The 15,541-nt window shown below is 62.7% G+C and carries 13 protein-coding genes, 2 pseudogenes and 1 riboswitch; of the genes and pseudogenes, 8 read left to right on the forward strand and 7 right to left on the reverse strand.

What is annotated here, in order from left to right; translation table 11 throughout:
- Positions 1-237: 237 nt before the first annotated feature.
- Positions 238-633, forward strand: coding sequence for an SRPBCC domain-containing protein (locus ERC79_RS15725; protein ID WP_165497142.1), 396 nt, complete (start codon positions 238-240; stop codon positions 631-633).
- A gap of 210 nt (positions 634-843) precedes the next feature.
- Here the strand turns inward: ERC79_RS15725 and ERC79_RS15730 are convergent, their stop codons facing one another.
- A complete protein-coding gene (locus tag ERC79_RS15730; RefSeq protein WP_242676591.1) occupies positions 844-1,152 on the reverse strand; it encodes a DNA polymerase III subunit beta in 309 nt (102 codons plus the stop codon).
- Positions 1,153-1,155: 3 nt separating this feature from the next.
- Between ERC79_RS15730 and ERC79_RS23530 the strand changes: the two are divergent.
- From ERC79_RS23530 to ERC79_RS23535, 3 genes and pseudogenes are all read left to right on the forward strand, one after another.
- Positions 1,156-1,254: pseudogene (locus ERC79_RS23530) on the forward strand (ABC transporter permease); the annotation flags it as partial.
- A gap of 351 nt (positions 1,255-1,605) precedes the next feature.
- Positions 1,606-2,028, forward strand: coding sequence for a hypothetical protein (locus ERC79_RS15735; protein WP_131579395.1), 423 nt, complete (start codon positions 1,606-1,608; stop codon positions 2,026-2,028).
- 145 nt (positions 2,029-2,173) lie between these two features.
- A pseudogene (locus tag ERC79_RS23535) lies at positions 2,174-2,338 on the forward strand (helix-turn-helix domain-containing protein); the annotation flags it as partial.
- Positions 2,339-3,014: 676 nt separating this feature from the next.
- Here ERC79_RS23535 and ERC79_RS15745 read toward each other — a convergent pair.
- From ERC79_RS15745 to ERC79_RS23140, 4 genes are all read right to left on the reverse strand, one after another.
- Positions 3,015-3,554, reverse strand: coding sequence for a LiaF domain-containing protein (locus ERC79_RS15745; protein ID WP_131579396.1), 540 nt, complete (start codon positions 3,552-3,554; stop codon positions 3,015-3,017).
- A gap of 1,333 nt (positions 3,555-4,887) precedes the next feature.
- Positions 4,888-5,280 carry a hypothetical protein gene (locus ERC79_RS15750; RefSeq protein ID WP_131579397.1) on the reverse strand — a complete coding sequence of 131 codons (393 nt, stop codon included), beginning with the start codon at positions 5,278-5,280 and terminating at the stop codon, positions 4,888-4,890.
- A 468-nt stretch (positions 5,281-5,748) separates the two neighbouring features.
- The gene (locus ERC79_RS15755; protein ID WP_165497143.1) at positions 5,749-6,684 is read right to left on the reverse strand and encodes a CorA family divalent cation transporter; all 936 of its coding nucleotides are present in this window, start codon (positions 6,682-6,684) and stop codon (positions 5,749-5,751) included.
- Positions 6,685-6,740: 56 nt separating this feature from the next.
- Positions 6,741-6,947: a hypothetical protein gene (locus ERC79_RS23140; RefSeq protein WP_165497144.1), complete on the reverse strand. Its 207-nt coding sequence runs from the start codon at positions 6,945-6,947 to the stop codon at positions 6,741-6,743.
- A gap of 524 nt (positions 6,948-7,471) precedes the next feature.
- Positions 7,472-7,648, reverse strand: a riboswitch (M-box (ykoK) riboswitch).
- Positions 7,649-8,252: 604 nt separating this feature from the next.
- On the opposite strand from ERC79_RS23140, the gene ERC79_RS15760 reads away from it, so the two are divergent.
- Positions 8,253-9,218 (forward strand): nitroreductase/quinone reductase family protein, encoded by a 966-nt coding sequence (locus ERC79_RS15760; protein ID WP_131579399.1) that lies wholly within the window; start codon positions 8,253-8,255, stop codon positions 9,216-9,218.
- Positions 9,219-9,389: 171 nt separating this feature from the next.
- Here the strand turns inward: ERC79_RS15760 and ERC79_RS15765 are convergent, their stop codons facing one another.
- Positions 9,390-9,992, reverse strand: a complete 603-nt coding sequence (locus ERC79_RS15765) for a hypothetical protein (protein ID WP_131579400.1) — start codon at positions 9,990-9,992, stop codon at positions 9,390-9,392.
- A 331-nt stretch (positions 9,993-10,323) separates the two neighbouring features.
- Positions 10,324-11,727, reverse strand: a complete 1,404-nt coding sequence (locus ERC79_RS15770; RefSeq protein ID WP_131579401.1) for an MDR family MFS transporter — start codon at positions 11,725-11,727, stop codon at positions 10,324-10,326.
- Between the two features lie 241 nt (positions 11,728-11,968).
- On the opposite strand from ERC79_RS15770, the gene ERC79_RS15775 reads away from it, so the two are divergent.
- The 3 genes from ERC79_RS15775 to ERC79_RS15785 all read left to right on the forward strand — a co-directional run bounded on the left by ERC79_RS15775 (position 11,969) and on the right by ERC79_RS15785 (position 15,519).
- On the forward strand, positions 11,969-12,277 hold the full coding sequence (locus tag ERC79_RS15775) for a peptidase inhibitor family I36 protein (RefSeq protein WP_131579402.1): 309 nt from the start codon (positions 11,969-11,971) through the stop codon (positions 12,275-12,277).
- A gap of 120 nt (positions 12,278-12,397) precedes the next feature.
- Positions 12,398-13,057, forward strand: coding sequence for an ABC transporter ATP-binding protein (locus ERC79_RS15780; RefSeq protein WP_242676592.1), 660 nt, complete (start codon positions 12,398-12,400; stop codon positions 13,055-13,057).
- Positions 13,054-15,519, forward strand: a complete 2,466-nt coding sequence (locus ERC79_RS15785) for a hypothetical protein (protein WP_207390344.1) — start codon at positions 13,054-13,056, stop codon at positions 15,517-15,519. The genes ERC79_RS15780 and ERC79_RS15785 overlap by 4 nt, the downstream gene beginning before the upstream one ends.
- The last annotated feature ends 22 nt before the right edge of the window (positions 15,520-15,541 follow it).

The raw sequence follows: 15,541 nt of genomic DNA on the forward strand, positions 1-15,541 counted from the left end.
GTGAACATCTATGAAGCCCCGACGAGTCCGCATCTATTCGAGTAGAGCGTCCCGGCGGCCGTGGGTAATCGACTGGAGGGGCTGCGGGAAAGGATGGCAAGATAACCCCGGGCTGTGCGATTACTTTCTGCTGTGCCGGAGGTCAGTATCAGCATGACGTCATCACCCATCATTCGCGATACCTTGACTTTCGAACGTAAAATTCCGGCGACGCCAGATGTCGTATGGAGGGCTTACATGGACCCGTCTGCACGGGCCATTTGGTCGGTGCCAGCTGGCGAAGCGCTGGTCTTCGACCGTACGGATTTTCGCCCAGGAGGGCGGGACGAGTACCGATGCGGGCCGATCGACTCGTTACCGTTCCATGGAGTGGTTGACTACCTACACATTGCATCTTCGGCGCTCATCGTCCATACCGACACAGTGACCACGAACGGGGACCTGCTGGCCGCCGCACTGCTGACTTGGGAGTTCACTGACGATCACGATGGCTATACGACGGTCAAAGTCACGAACCAGGTCACCTCATTCGTTGGGGACAGCATGATCGAAGGACACCGCAACGGTCACCTCAAGGCACTCAGTCAACTCGAGGATTTCGTACTATTCAACCGAACAGAGCCCCGCACTTAGCCGGCGTCTCATCGAAGCGACGCGTAGGCTCTCGACTCTCCGTCGGGCGCGGGCTCGCCGGTGACCACGTGGCACCTGATCGAGATGGACACTCGCAGAGACGCTTTCGGAGATCAGCGCACCCTGGGGAGAAGACTGCAGATCACCACAGGTGTGGCACTGGTTCCCCGACGTGCTCGCCATCCGGCTCTCACGCGCGACTCACGAAGGCTAGAGCGGCATCAGCACATACAGACGACGTCCAGATGCCAGGTCCGCGTCCCCGGAATCATCGACAGGCCGCAAGGTGGCGGCGCGGATCGATCCGTTCATGACGATCTCGATCTTGGTTGCACGTGCTGCGCCGAGGCCATCCATCAGATACCGCGGGCTGAATGCGATGGTCAGAGGTTCACCCTCGAACTCACAAGCAAGCGTCTCCTCGCCACGTCCTTCACCGTCGCTGCCAGCGGAGAGATGGACGGCACCGTCGGAGAACGAGAACAGGATCTTCGATCCCCGACTGGCCAGGGGCGACACTCGCTTGATGGCTTCGAGGTCTTCATTACGAACGTGGGCCTGATCAAGCAGTTGCCGTCGGCGCTGAGTGTGCACGTCTATCGTCTGGTGTGGAGGCAGATGGCCTGCCATGGCACAGGTGCCGAATACTCAACGCCGTGGAACGAACCGCGAGCGAGCCCGACCAAAACGCCGAAGCCGAACTCCACTGCTCGAGGAACTCAAACTTCGAGAGCCCATCTTCCACCTTTCAGAGCTGGGCACCAGGCGGGAAGGCTTCAATCGAATCACGGACGCGGACCTCCGGGAGACCAGCGAATTCCGGCTACGCGAGATCGCCCCGGACACTTATCTGCTGACATACACTGCGACTTCCGGAACTATCTGGCACGTTTTTCACCGAATTATTCGGCATAGGCTTGACCGTCAGGTGATTCGAGGGGGACGTTGCCACCTGATCGGTATCGTCGCGGTATGACCCGTCCCGATGTTTCCTGGCAGAGCCGAGCGATGGCGTGGCCGCTGATCGTGGGAGCTGTATTCGGAAGTTACTTCGCGCTTCTCTTCGCAGATTCCAGCGATGTCAGTAGTGTTCTTACCGCGGTCTGCGTCGGGTCGTTGTGCTCGCTTCCTGCCGGCGCGCTGTTGGGAATGGCAGCAATCCTGACGGGGAAGGGCGTCCTCGCGGTCGGCGAGCGAAACGTCCGCGCCGCGGCGCCGACGACGTGGCGGCTCGCATTCGCAACGTCGACGGCTGTGGTGGTCGCGATGATCGTCACTGCTGTGCTCTCCGTCGCAGGAGCGGATGGGTGGAGTATCACCTGGCCTGCGTTGACGATCTCAGCCATTTCCTTCGGCGCAGCATCCGTGTACTATCCCGCAGATTCTGCACACTGATTCACGATGTAGTTCGGATTCGTGGACCTCGACGACCGATTTTTTCTCAGACCGCTTTTTCGGGTTTCGGTGTGCGTTTTGACCATGGCTCACCGCATGTGGCGGAGTACGTCCACGCCGCGGCTGCAACCTCAAAGGACGATGCCTGACCTACGCCGAACGCGAGGAGATCGCCGTCGGCGTCGCTGCAGGCCACAGTATCCGTGACATCGCCCGAACCCTGACGCGGAGTCCATCGACGATCTCGCGGGAGGTCACCCGCAACCGCGAAACTTCCGGACGGTATCGAGCACGATCAGCGCACGCAGCGGCCTACCACCGAGCCTCCCGCCCGAAGCCCGCCAAACTCGCCACCAATGCGACCCCCGCGTGAGAACATGGACAATACCCTGACCCTGCGTCGTTCACCCGAACAGATCGTAGATCGACTCCGGCTCGAGTTCCCCGACGATCCACAGATGCGGGTGAGTATCGAAACCATCTATCAATCCCTCTACCAGCCCTGGCGCGGAGCACTCGAACATAACCTCACCCGGTCCATCTATTCCTGTGATCCGCATTCGCGTGGCAGCGGGGTCCAACGAAAACGCCAACGGCATACTCAGACAATATTTCCCGAAAGGCTCGGATCTCAGTATGCACTCGAAAACCGAATTCGAGGGGGTTGCCCGGGAACTCAATCAGCAACCTCGTAAACGGCTAGAAGTTCGGACGTCCATCGAAGAGATGGACCGTCTGCTGTTGCAATGACTGTCAGAATCCGCCATTCCTCTTCCAGGACAACAACAGTGATGTCAACCAAACCTCCTGCTACACCGGATTTGATTATCGTGCCTCCGTTTCTCCGGAGTGCGGTCGACACATTCGTCCTCACGCCGCCCACAAGCAAGATCGAACGATTCCAAGCACATCGGCGTGCCCACGCCTCCGAACACCACTGCCGGACCTGGCACCGCAGTTCAGCTGTGTCGCGCGCATGATCCCAGCTATCGCGTACGTACTTTCAGATCACCGAACAACGAATACGAGACAACGCGGATGACCGGCGCACCGTGCCCGGCATCCTGCCGACCTCCGTCGAAGTCACGATCCCCGAAGAGATCGAAACCACCAAGCTCCACCGAGACTCCCTCCGGAACCACCACACTGGTGTCACCGAAAAATGACACGACGGTGATCGACGAGGAGGGCGCCGTGATAACCGCGGAACGCAGATCGAACTTGAGATCCCCGAACAACAGCAACGCCAATGTCTTTGTTGCCAAAGACCAACGACCGGACCGCTTCGTGTCACCGAAGACACCCACGATAGTCGACTGCGGCGGCGACACTACCGCCGGCGGATCCGCGCTGTATGGCACGATCTCCGCAAGTTGCGCTTGATCGGCGGTCGGCGACCAGACCACTGCCGCCTTGTCCGAGTACTCTTCGAGCGTCAGGCGCCCTTCTCCCACCGCCGCTTCCAGGAGGGCTTGTGCAACGACGCGAAGTTGATCAACCTCATGGTCCTCTTCAGCAGCTGTCATGCATGCACCGTAACTCGATTCCGTTTGCCGGGTAGCCATGCGTAGTTCGCCTTCCGTGGTCCGTACTTTGTGTATCTGCACACCAACTCCATAATGGTGACTGCAAGTCGGCCGGTGACATACAGCCGCCGCGGTCTCTCGTCGCGAAGACTTGCCTGCACCACCGCGTTCTTGCGTCCCAATCTCAGGGCTGGTCCGATGCAGTCCATCGATTACGGTTTAGGATTGTGTCCCTTGACTATTCGCGTGAATGTACCGGACGCGTGCGCACCTTGCACCGACACGGTGGCGCGCTTAGCCAGGCACTGGGGACGGCGGCACAATCGCCGACGACAAAGATCCGAGGAACGCTGACGCGTCGTCGAAACGCGTCGACCAGCGCGCACCCTAGCGGTCAACTTGTAAACCGTTGCGCACCAGGATGTCTGAAACACTGTCGACCACCGCCCAGGCTGGAAATCGTCATCGTCGGGTTGATCCGTATCTTGCCTTGCCGACCGGGTTGTGTGAACCGCTGAAATAACTTCACCCTGACATACAGCGAAACCTGCGGGGAGACATAGGAATCGGTTCTGCGGTTGGGGGAGCGAGATTGAGTATGGCGTGTCCACTGGCTGTCAATGCTCACTCGATCACGTTGCGCGCAGTCGGCGCCGTTCTCGACATCGACCGCGTGCAACGCATCTCTGGAGTCTCACGCTGAACCCGAGGGCACAAGACCTCCATCCGTCTGTGTTTTCCGTTGGATCTCGAAATCTGGCCACGCGCTGGTGACCAATGGGCGCTGCAAGCCGCCGAGGCTGTCGAAGGAAGGCTTCCGAATCCACGTGAGGAATCGCTTGAATCCGCAAGCGTGGGCCGAGTTGTTCCTCGACACCGGGATTGGATTGTTGACGGGGTGGAGAGTCTACAACCCGAATGGCGCTTTGGTATGGGAAATCGAACTGAGTGACCTTGTAGTTGAGCCAGAGAAGGGTCCGCCAGGTCCGACGATGGCAACGGTTCGCCGCAAGTCGCACGACACGGCTACGAGGTGACGCCGGGACCAGTTCGCCCGCCTTGTCGTGGACACCCTGGAGAGCTGCATATCTTCGAAGATCACCACATTCTCGGATGGAGGTGAGGAGGCAGAGGATGGATGATCCTCGAGGACGATCGGAAGACCTCCTCACGACGCTCGGTTTGCCCACCGCGTCGTGCAACCGAATTCTGAAACTGACAGTGATCTTCAGCGATGGATGACACGGTTCCGAGGGTTGAGAGTTTCGGGGCGTCCGACCGGTGTGACGTCGAAGCCCGCCGAGGCACTCGTGGAGCCGGCGACGCGCTGAACTCAACCAGAGGCGGTTGGCACGTCCAGACTGTGTTCGACGCGGCTGACGATCGGCAAGTGCGCGATGGCGTGGCGAGCATCGGCCTTGTCTGCTCCGGAACGGTCGACTGGAATCGACGGGCGGATCGCACGGCCATCGCGGTCGACCAGCCACAGCAGCGGGCACGTCGTCCCGGAGATGCAATGACCGGACGGCGGCTGGCGAGTCTTTCCGAACCAGGCCTCGATCCACCATCCCTGCGGGTCCGAGTGTTCGGACAGTGCGGTCAGCAGGTCACGAAGATCTCCTTCGCGTCGCACTTCCTCGACTACCACCGCCGTCCCGGCAGGCTGCTGTCCATCTGGGCCGAAGTAGGTTCTGCCCGAGCCGCCGCTGCAGGTCACTACAGCCACCGGATCGAAACTCTCGGGGACGGTGCCTGGTTCAGGTGGTGTGAAGGTTTGTGGCTCCGGTGGCGGGAAGTGACCTGGGAACATGCCTGGATCCAGACAGGTCGCCTCCGTAACAGCCTGTGCCGTGGCGGGTCGGCCCGGTGGCCGTTCATGCAGATAGACCAATCCGGCAGTCGCAAGGCCTGCTGCCAGAGCGACTACGCCGACGTCCCTCACCTTCATGGTGTCGACGATATCGACGAGGGGTTCGGTGCGAGGGCATAACAACCATGAGAAGGATCCAAGCCTACGGTGTCTGCTGCGTCTTCTTCGGGAAAGTTCGATCAGCTGATGCTCCTGATCGCCACCGAAGCCACCGCATCAGTCGTGGCCGCCCAGTTCGGCTTCCCAATCGGTTTTGATTCAGCTGCAAGCATCGGAAACACCTGGGATCCAAGTGTTTCCGATGCGGTTGCTTCCTGGTGCCAGTCAGCGCAGCCAGCCCCTGCGATGGATGTACCACAGCGGGATCATGGCTGAGATCAGAGTGAGTAGCGTGGTGGTGAGAAAGCCGTGCTCCCAACTGAGTTCAGGCATGAAGGTGAAGTTCATCCCGTAGAAGGTGGCCACCAGGGTGGGTGGGAGGAACACGGCAGTGATGATGGTGAACACCTTGACGATCTGGTTCTGCTTCACATCGAGGGAGGTCATGATCGACTGCTGAAGGTAGCGGACCTTGTCGTGTTCGTAGCTGGCGTGCTCCTGGACGCCGTTGATGTCGGCGATGAGAATGTCGAGGAGGCTGGCGAGCTGTGTCTGCTCCGCGGGCAGATCTGCGCGCAGGTGCCTGGCGGCCCGAGCCAGTAGTAGCTGCGTTTCCTGGCAGCGAGAGACGATCTCCTCCGCGTCGTTCATTCGGGCGATGGTGTCCTGCATGTCGCTGACGCCGATTTCCCGGCCCCGTTCGTTGTAGCCGGTGGTGGCGAGGTCGATCTCGTCGCTCATCGACTCGAGAACCTCACTGGCGCGGTCGATGACGCGTTCGGATTCCTCATTCAATGCGTGGAGCAGTGCATACATCACTCCGTGTGGGCTGTCGGCCAGGTGCGGCGTGCGGCTGATCCGGGCCAGCGCCTTACCGAACGGGGCGAAGTTGGCGACCGGCTGGAGAGTGACCAACAGGTCGCTACCGAGGGCGAAGGACACCCGTTCGCGGCGGATGGTGTCACCGTCGCGCACGTTCACGGTCACCGGCAGGTAGATGTAGTCGTCGGTCTCCCAGATGCGTCCGCTGGCAGCGGCGAAGTCGACGCCGGCGTTGCTGCGCGCGGCGGCGATCGCATCGGGGTCGCCGGCAGGCAACTGGAGCCAACGGCTGCGTAGCACGAGTGGGTCGTAGCGGGGAGTGATGGTTCGAGTGGTCACGGTGTGCTCCTGAGGGACAACGCAGTCCGTGGGTGGGATGCGCGGGGCAGGGTTGGTCAGGGGTTGAACGGCGAAGTCGACGAGCTGCCCGAGGTGGTGGACGCGCCGTCCGCCGGCGCCGGGGCGGGTTCCGGTGCACCGTAGTGAATGGCCAACAGCGCCGCGCAGATGAACAGGTACAGGCCGATGGTGAACGAGATCGCCTGCTTCTCGAGCCGTGAGCCCTTCTGTGCTGGGCGCGGCCGGGAGACGAGGGTGGTCATGAGGAGCTCCTGTGAGGGTGGTTCAGCGGTGAAATCGGTTGACGGCGAGCGGGTGCGGCCCGTTCTGGGGTGGCGCATCGAGCCGCCAGCGGCATCGCATCCGGCCGTCTGCGGGATCGATCGACCAGTGCGCCCTCAGCGATCGCGGATCATTTGAAATGGGTTGAGGTCGAGCATGATTCAGGTTGTTCATGAGGAATGTCCGTCGGTGATGAGCGCCTTGGGTCCGGCGCAGACACTCACCCGGTGAAGAGAGGCCGGCGCGCGGGCGCAGGATTGGACCGTGCGCCGGCACCGGAGTGCGCTCGCACGGCCGCATACATGCCCTGCGGCCTACGGGATTGGTCTACGTGCGGACGGCGACGATGAGGGAGTCGCCGGGGCGTGCGGAAGTGATAGCGAGAAGTTCGGAATAGGGCCAACTATGGCCCGGGCTACTGTCCATCCTCGCCTCCTTCCGGCCGGTGACGCCTCGAAACGGCGTCGTCCTCGACTCGGCAAGGAGCGGACCAACCACCGCGGCTGGTTCACCCCAACTCGTCAGAGCTTTGGCACTTCGCGGCGTGAACCCGACACAGGAGTCGGGAGCCAATCGGGGCAACCCCTTAAGTCGGGGATGCCTGTCCTGACCCGGGGCGTCTCTCGACGTTCGGGGTCGCTGGCCTGTATCCGCGAAGGAGCCTCACCGAACAAGGTGCCTTCCCATTGAATCTCAGCCAAGTTAGTCACATTTCACTGACTACCGCAAGTCCTGTTGACGTGTTCCTGACGAACTCGTGTTCGGTCGGCCACGAAGCTGCTGGTCCGAGTGACGGCCTCGCTGAACGTGCAATCTCTCTGTTCCGCAGGCTGATTGCACGTCCGTCTTCGATCTCGAAACGGGTGCACGCACCCGGGGAGGTTGTGGGAATCGGTGTACCCGTGACCGCGGTGAGTGGAGTCGACGCGCCCCCATCGATCCGTGGTGCTGCGCCACCGGCCGATCGGCGGCGGGATTGTCGCTGTCGCGCTTTGTCGGGGAGCGGTTGATTCGCTCCACCTGTCGATGGCAGCATGGTGCCGGATGTCGGTGTCTCTGCCGTATGCAGCGTGTCCGTGATGGAGGCGGACGAGGATTCAGACGTCCTCCAGGCGTGAATCGATGCCTCAGGTCTACTTTCGTCCGCTGAGGAAGTTCGACGGCGCTGTCATAGTGCTCTCTTTCGTTGCTGGTATGCGCCCGTCCCACCCGCCTGCGTTCGGCGGCGAGTCGTGCGGAGGTCTTGGCGGTGCCGCATCCAGCGCTGCGGACAAAAGGAACCTCGTATGTACTCGAACGATCCCAATTCACTGTCGACGTCGAATGGCTTTCAGCAACGCCTGATCGATGACTTCCGCGCGAACGCCGGAGTTGTCGGTGGCCCCTTCGACGGTTCGTCTCTCCTTCTGCTCACCACCGTGGGTGCTCGGAGCCGGCGTCACCACACCACCCCGTTGGGCTATGTGGATATCGAAGGCAAGCGCATTGTCGTTGCCTCTGCCGGTGGCGCCGACCGAAGCCCGGCCTGGCTGCACAACTTGCGGGCGCATCCGGTGGTGACCGTCGAGGTGGGCGATGAAACCTATCGGGCTGTTGCGACCATCCTGCCCGGTGCGGATCGCGACCGTCTCTGGGAGGAGGTGGTGCGCGGGGAGCCCGGCTACGGCGACTACCAGCAGCTGACCACCCGGGTCATCCCTCTGGTGGAGCTCAACCCTCTCGTGTCTCGCGAAGGCCTCGACCGGGTGCGTGGGATGGGTGATTTCCTGAAGGAAGTGCACCAGTGGCTGTCTGCGGAACTCGATGTCGTGCTGATGCAGGTCGACACACTCATCGCGGCAAACGACATCACGACACCGGTGGTGATGCCACCGATGGATCTGCACGCTCAGTTGCGTGAACGCTGCCTTGCCTTCTGTGGTGCGCTCGAACGGCACCATACGGGTGAAGACTTCGGCGCCTTCCCGATGCTGGCGGAGGCGCTCCCCGCTCTTGCCCCGACACTGGAGAAGCTCCGGACCGAGCATGTCGTGGTGGCCGAGACCAATCGCTCGATCCGTGAACTACTCGAAGGTTATGTGCCGGGAGCAAGCGACATAGGTGAACTGCGGGACACGCTTGACGGTCTCGTTTCCCGGCTGCGCGAGCACTTCGCGTTCGAGGAAGCTGCGATCGCCGAAGCACTCAATGCCGTTGCTGATGCACCCCCCTTGGATGGTGGAGGGGAGTCGGAATCTGCTCGCGAGGGATGATGGCGCCGCCGCCGCATCGGCTGGAACTGGCCGGTGACGGCGTCACTGTCTCGGTGTGATTCGTCGGCAGGCAACTCGCGCATCGGGAGTTGCCTGCCGCCGGTTCCTCGACCCGCCCCGGTACGACAACCGAGCGCTACAGCGGCGTGGCCAACGTCATGACCGGTGCAGCTAGCGGTGACCGGATCGGGGGGTCGAATCCGCGCCGCTGTCGTTGCGCGAGTTGACCCACAAAGGTCCGAACAACAGCCAGCCGACGGTGATGATCCCGACGGGCATGACAGTCTGTCGAAGCTGTGCTGCCTGCTCCGGGTCCGCGACAGTCCCGGCCAGTCCAAAGGTCACGGCCAGCGCGATTCCTGCGGCGCACAGCCACTTCAACCAAGCCCGCATCTCGTATGCAAATGCTTCTGGACCGGACTTCGGGCGCTTCACGGGAGGTGGCCCACCTGCAAACTTGTGGGCGAATCGTATGTCGAGCGCCTGCACTGTCGAATGCGCGAACATCACTGTCCAGCCTAGATAGATGCCGACGAGACGGTGCGCCGATCCGACCTCGCCGCCGTTGTGGATATCGATGGCAACGACAATGAGGAGCACGACGTCCAAGATCGGCAGAAGGGACAGCAGCACCGTGGACGTTCGCCGCAATCGCAGCAGGTAGCGGACTGTCAGTCCGCCAAGGACGAGTACCCAGAATCCGATCTCGCACGCGATGATCATCGTTAGAATCGGACTGCTGGAAGCGGTTGCCTCCGCGGCAGTAACGCTCATGGCTTGTGTGGTCCTTCCCGACGCCGGTGTATCCGCCGATTGTCGCGATCGTGCTGCCCTATGGCGATGCGCATCAATGCGTGCGCATCGCAGCTTCCGCCCGCGCACGGGGATGCAAGCGCCTGACCAGTGCGGGACCGCCGGTTACGGCCCCTACTGCTCACCGTGCGGCAGGAAGATCCTCCAAAAGTCGGAGTCCGAAAGTCCATGCTGTCGACAGTCTTGCCGCCCATCGGCGAATCGAGCTGCGGGACCCGGGAACCCGAGATCGGCGAGGACAGTCTGCGCCTTCGTCGGGAGTTGCCTGATCCTCGACGTGATCGCGTGCGTTCTACTTCTCTGCTCTCGGCATCAGGGCGGACGACGCCGCCAGCAGCGCCGCGATTCCCAGCAGGCCGAGGAACACCAGTTGGATCGCGTCCGCCAGACCGCCCGGATCCGGCTCGGCGGCATCGCCCACTCGTGAGTTGACGAGTGCACCGAACACCGCGACACCCACGGCGCTGCCGATCGAGCGCGCGAACATGTTGGTCGAGGTGACGACCCCGCGCTCGGACCAGTCGACGCTCGACTGCGCCGCGATCAGCGTCGGAGTGGCGATCAGGCCCATGCCGGAGCCGATGACGAAGCATGTCGCGCCCACCTGCCACACGGGCGAGCCTTCGGTGAGAAGAACCAGCAGGGCAGTGCCGACGAGGGCGAGGGTGCTGCCGATGAGCGCGGTGGTTCGGAACCCGACGCGCAGATACAGTCGTCCGGCCAGTGACGCAGCGATGGGCCAGCCGATCGTGAGTACGGCGAGCGCGAATCCTGCTACCAGCGCACCGGTTCCGAGGACACCCTGCACGAAGGTCGGCACATAGGATGTGAGGCCCATCAGGATCGCGCCGACCCACAGCGACACCAGGCTGCTCGCCACCAGCACCCGCCGGGTCAGCATGTGTAGCGGCAGGATCGGATCGTCCGCGCGGCGTTCCACGAACACGAACCCGACCAGTAGCATGGCGCTGACGACGAACGTGCCGATCCCCATCGGGGACAGCCACTCCCACGATTGACCACCTTCGAGCAGGCCGAGGATCATTGCGGAGGCGCCGCCGGTCAGGAGGGCTGCGCCCAGGTAGTCGATGCGCCGCTTCTGCGTGATCGTCTTCTCGGCGAATTTGCGCATCAGCATCCAGGCGGCGAGCGCACACAGCGGAACGTTGATGAGGAAGATCCAGCGCCACGACAGGAATTCGGAGAAGACGCCGCCGAGCGTCGGCCCGAGCACGGACGACATACCCCACACGCTCGCGATGTAGCCCTGCACCCGAGCGCGCTCGGCGACGGTGTAGATGTCGCCGGCGATCGTCAGGCTCATCGGCTGCACTGCGCCGGCACCCAGTCCCTGGATCGCACGGAAAACGATCAGCGCCGGCATGCTCCAGGCCAGACCGCACAGCACCGACCCGGCCGCGAACAGTGCGATGCCCAGCAGCATGATCGGTTTGCGGCCGAACATGTCGGCTAGCTTGCCGTAGATCGGCACCGATACTGCCTGCGCCAGCAGATACACCGAGAACAGCCACGGGAACTGCGAGAAGCCGCCGAGATCGCCGACGATCGTAAGCACCGCGGTCGCGATGATGGTGCTGTCGAGGGCGACGAGTGAGGTGCTGAGCATCAGCGAGAGCAGAATGGGACCCCGCTCCGAGCGCAGTCCTACCGATGTGGCGGCGGTATCGGTCGCCATCACCCTCCCGCCGATCGAAGCCTGGTCCGATCCACGGCGTCCAGACACACAGTAGTTGCGAAACATAGCTAACGATCTGCGGCGTGCAGGTATTCCCGGAGACTCTTACCTCGCGTTTTGCGCACCTAGCGCTCCAGTGCCCCCGGTGAATCCGCGCTAGGTTTGGGGGGAACTATGAAGTTGGCGAAGCTTGCTATGATCGCCGTCATCGGCGCCGGTAACAGCGGGGGCAGCGGTTGCTGTGCCTGGTACGGCTCTCGCGGGCAGCAACCTGCGCCGGGTGAATCAGGTGTGCATCTACGACAACCAGGGCTTCGGTGCGCAGCTCGGATGGCGCTGGGGCACCAGCACCAATGTGGAGAACATGTCGGGGACCGCCAACGACAAGCTCAGTTCCTGGGAGAACAGGTCCTCCGCCCACGCTGCATGGTATGAGCACGGTAACGGTCAGGGCATCTGCCACACCATGTTCGCCTTCAGTGAGAACAGCTACGTCGGGTTCGCGGACAACGACGAGGCCAGCTCCTGGAAGACGAGGGGCGCGTGCTGATTGTTGACTGACAGAGTTTGTGCTGATCGTTGACTGACAGAGTTTGACAGTGTTGCCTCCGGGGGTGGGCCCCCGGAGGCAACCTCGGGGGTGGGAGGGTTCGTGATAGTCGTCGATTCAGTGAGTAAGACCTATGTCTCCGGAATCGAGGAGGTGCATGCTGTCGATCGGGTCTCGTTCGCAATTGGGCCGGGCCAACTTGTCACGCTGTACGGAGCCAGTGGATCCGGCAAGACCACGTTGATGAACCTGATCGCCGGTTTGGATGACGCGGACTCGGGAACGGTGGAAGTTGCAGGTGTGGAGATCACTGCCCTCGACGAAGACCAGCGTGCGGCGATGCGCCGGGAGACGATCGGCGTGGTCTTCCAAGATCACAACCTGATCGCCGAGTTCACTGCTGCGGAGAATGTTTCGCTTCCGCAGGTAGCCGGAGGCTCACGGGTACGCACCGCGAAACAGGATGCTGAGGGCGCACTACAGAAGGTGGGCCTGGCGGATCTGGGTGACCGGTTTCCCGATCAACTCTCCGGTGGGCAGCGTCAGCGCGTCGGCGTCGCGCGCGCCCTGGTCGGGGCGCGGAAGGTACTGATCGCCGATGAACCGACCGGCGCACTGGACACGGCGAACTCCGAGTCGCTGTTCGCGCTGCTGCGCGAGCTTGCAGACGGCGGATTGACTGTCGTCGTCGCCACCCACGATCCCTTGGCCAGGCGGTACGCAGACCGAGTGTTCTCCATCGTCGACGGCGCGGTCTCCGAAGAGCTGGTCGACGCATGACCCGGACGAGGGGGGACAGGCTACAACCGCCCGTGGTCGGGCTCATCGCCCGCGGCCTAGCGCGCTACCGGCCACTGCGTCGTTCCTTCGCGGTGCTTGGTGTGACCGCGGCCGTCCTGGTGGTGATCTTCATGACGGCGCATGCGGTGACCCTGACTTCCGTGCAGCGGGTCGAACGCAGTCTCGGGTTCGCAGACTTCACCGCATCGATGGCTGTGGGTGCACCGCCCGCGGAACAGCTGCCGGGCAGAGCTGAGTTCGACGCCCTCGGCCGGGTGGCGCTGGTCTCGGTCGGCGTCCGCATCGACGGTGAACCGGATCGTCGAATCAGTTTCATCGAGTCCGAATGGGATCCCAACCCGTTCCCCGACGCCATGGTCCTCGCAGAGGGGACGTTTCCCGATTCCCCCAGCGAAGTGGCGGTATCGACCACTCTTCAAGCGGATCACCCCGTGGGCAGCACTTTCAGTGTGCTGTCCGGCTCTGGACAGTGGACTGTAACGGGAGTTTATGAAAATCGTTACGCGCAAACCAGTTACGAAATGGTTGCCGGGCCAGGTACATGGGAAGCGATGGGTGCGCGGGCACGAGAGGACTACCCCACGGTATCGGCCTCCGGTTCGCTGTACTGGGACGGAACGGACGCAGACCCGGTCCTGCGGAGCATCATCGACTCGGCTGCTGCTGGCGGTGTAGATCGCGGATCCGCAGACCAGACAGCCCGGGCATCGATGCTCAGTCGGGAGACGCTCCTGAGCTCCACACCGTCGACGATGGTCGAGTCCATTCCGCTGCTCTATCGGTGGCCAGCGCTCCTCATTCCGCTGGCACTCGGCATTCTGTGTGTGTCCTTCAGTTCCCGATGGCTGAGGGGAGTGGGGCAGACGATGTTCGCGGTCGGTGTCCCGCGACGTGCCACACTCACCGCAGCGCTCGCAGTGCTCCTTGCCGGCGCCACGGCCTCGGTCATCTCCGGTGTCGCGGTGGGAAGTGTGATCGGCTGGTCGGTCCGGCCACTGGTAGCAGAGGTAATTTCGACTCCGCTGTCTCCAGTGACGTGGCCAGTCTCCGAACTGCCGGGGCTCATCCTGGCCCCCGTGCTCGGTGTCACGGCGGGGGCTGCCTTGCTGTGGTCCGACCCGGTCCGCCGATTCGCAGCCTGGAGTAGATGGCGTGCATCGGCACGCCGTATCGGTTGGGCTGCAATCGCTCTCGTCGTCGCAGGTTCGGTACTGGCGATCATCCGCGTATCGACCCGCATACCGCAGGTCGAAGAGATCAATGCTGCCGGTATAGGCGTCGTCCTACTGACTACCTGCGGACTCGCCGGTGCGGTGACCCCGCTGATCCGTCGGCTCGGCGGCCTGGGCTCGGCACCACTACTGGCGACGCGGATCCATGTTAGAGACCGGGGCAAGGTCACTGCCGCAGTAGCGACCTTGATTGTCGCAGCGGCACTGCCACTGACGCTGGCCACCACTGCGACGATGTTCGAGGCAAGCATCAATCGTGACCAGATACCGCACGTTCCCGCGAGACAGGCACTCCTCGGTACATCTGGAATGGACCTTCCGATGTCTCTGCGTCAAAGATTCGAAGACGTTACAGGGCTGAGCGATCCGGTGCAGATGCTGTATCTGAGCGACGCGACTGGATCCGCTGCACTCTACGCTCGTGGGAAAGGCATGCTGGTCGCCTTCAATACTCCAGATGATGTGGAGCGATGGCTCGGCGCTCCTCTGACCGATCGTCAGCGCGAAACCCTGTCCACGGGCGGCATGCTCGGAGCCGACGACAAACAGGGTGACCATGCGGTCACGGTGATGGACCCCAGTGGAACTGCACACCCTCTCAGCCTGGCCTACACCCACGCGCAGTTCCCCCGAGAATGGGAAGTGTCGACCGCACGCGGGGTGATTCTGGTCGAGACCGCAACACAGCTCTCCTTGCCGACCGGCTCTCATGCCTTCGTCTACAGCGGCGTGACGGCCGAACAGGACGAGAAGGTCGCCCACGCTCCCGAGAACGCCGGATTCGACCGTGTCTTCCTCTCCCGTCACACCCCGGCCGATCAGAGCCCTATACCTGCCGGTGTGCAAGCGGCTGTATGGGCGTTCGCGCTGCTTGTCATCCTCGTCGCGCTACTCGCCTCTCGCGGGGTCATCGCCCAGTTACGTCCCACGCTCGCGTCCCTGCACGCGGCTGGGGTACCCCGCCGATGGGGCCGCGCCGTGGTTGGCGCCTACCTGGCACCCATCCTGGCGCTCGCACTTGTGGGGGCAGTGTGCTCCTCGCTCGCCGGAGTCGCTCTGGTGGTGGCATTGCATTCCGACATCATGGTCTTCGCTGCTCCCTGGAACCTCTACGGCGTGATCTCGGCGAGTTTCCTCGTCGGCGGGCTCGCCGCGTACCGGCTGGCCGGACACAGACTCCAAACGAAGGAACGCGCCAGCCTGAGGTGAACAAGCGCTGCCAACCACAAAC

Source organism: Rhodococcus sp. ABRD24 (assembly GCF_004328705.1).
In the GTDB taxonomy this organism is placed as follows: domain Bacteria; phylum Actinomycetota; class Actinomycetes; order Mycobacteriales; family Mycobacteriaceae; genus Prescottella.

What these genes read in the sequence shown, in the direction of transcription:
- ERC79_RS15765 (WP_131579400.1), bottom strand. Translation starts at nt 9,992, where the DNA reads ATGAGCGTTACTGCCGCGGAGGCAACCGCTTCCAGCAGTCCGATTCTA.
- ERC79_RS15770 (WP_131579401.1), bottom strand. Translation starts at nt 11,727, where the DNA reads ATGGCGACCGATACCGCCGCCACATCGGTAGGACTGCGCTCGGAGCGG.
- ERC79_RS15745 (WP_131579396.1), bottom strand. Translation starts at nt 3,554, where the DNA reads ATGACAGCTGCTGAAGAGGACCATGAGGTTGATCAACTTCGCGTCGTT.
- ERC79_RS15725 (WP_165497142.1), top strand. Translation starts at nt 238, where the DNA reads ATGGACCCGTCTGCACGGGCCATTTGGTCGGTGCCAGCTGGCGAAGCG.
- ERC79_RS23140 (WP_165497144.1), bottom strand. Translation starts at nt 6,947, where the DNA reads ATGACCACCCTCGTCTCCCGGCCGCGCCCAGCACAGAAGGGCTCACGG.
- ERC79_RS15760 (WP_131579399.1), top strand. Translation starts at nt 8,253, where the DNA reads ATGTACTCGAACGATCCCAATTCACTGTCGACGTCGAATGGCTTTCAG.
- ERC79_RS15785 (WP_207390344.1), top strand. Translation starts at nt 13,054, where the DNA reads ATGACCCGGACGAGGGGGGACAGGCTACAACCGCCCGTGGTCGGGCTC.
- ERC79_RS15735 (WP_131579395.1), top strand. Translation starts at nt 1,606, where the DNA reads ATGACCCGTCCCGATGTTTCCTGGCAGAGCCGAGCGATGGCGTGGCCG.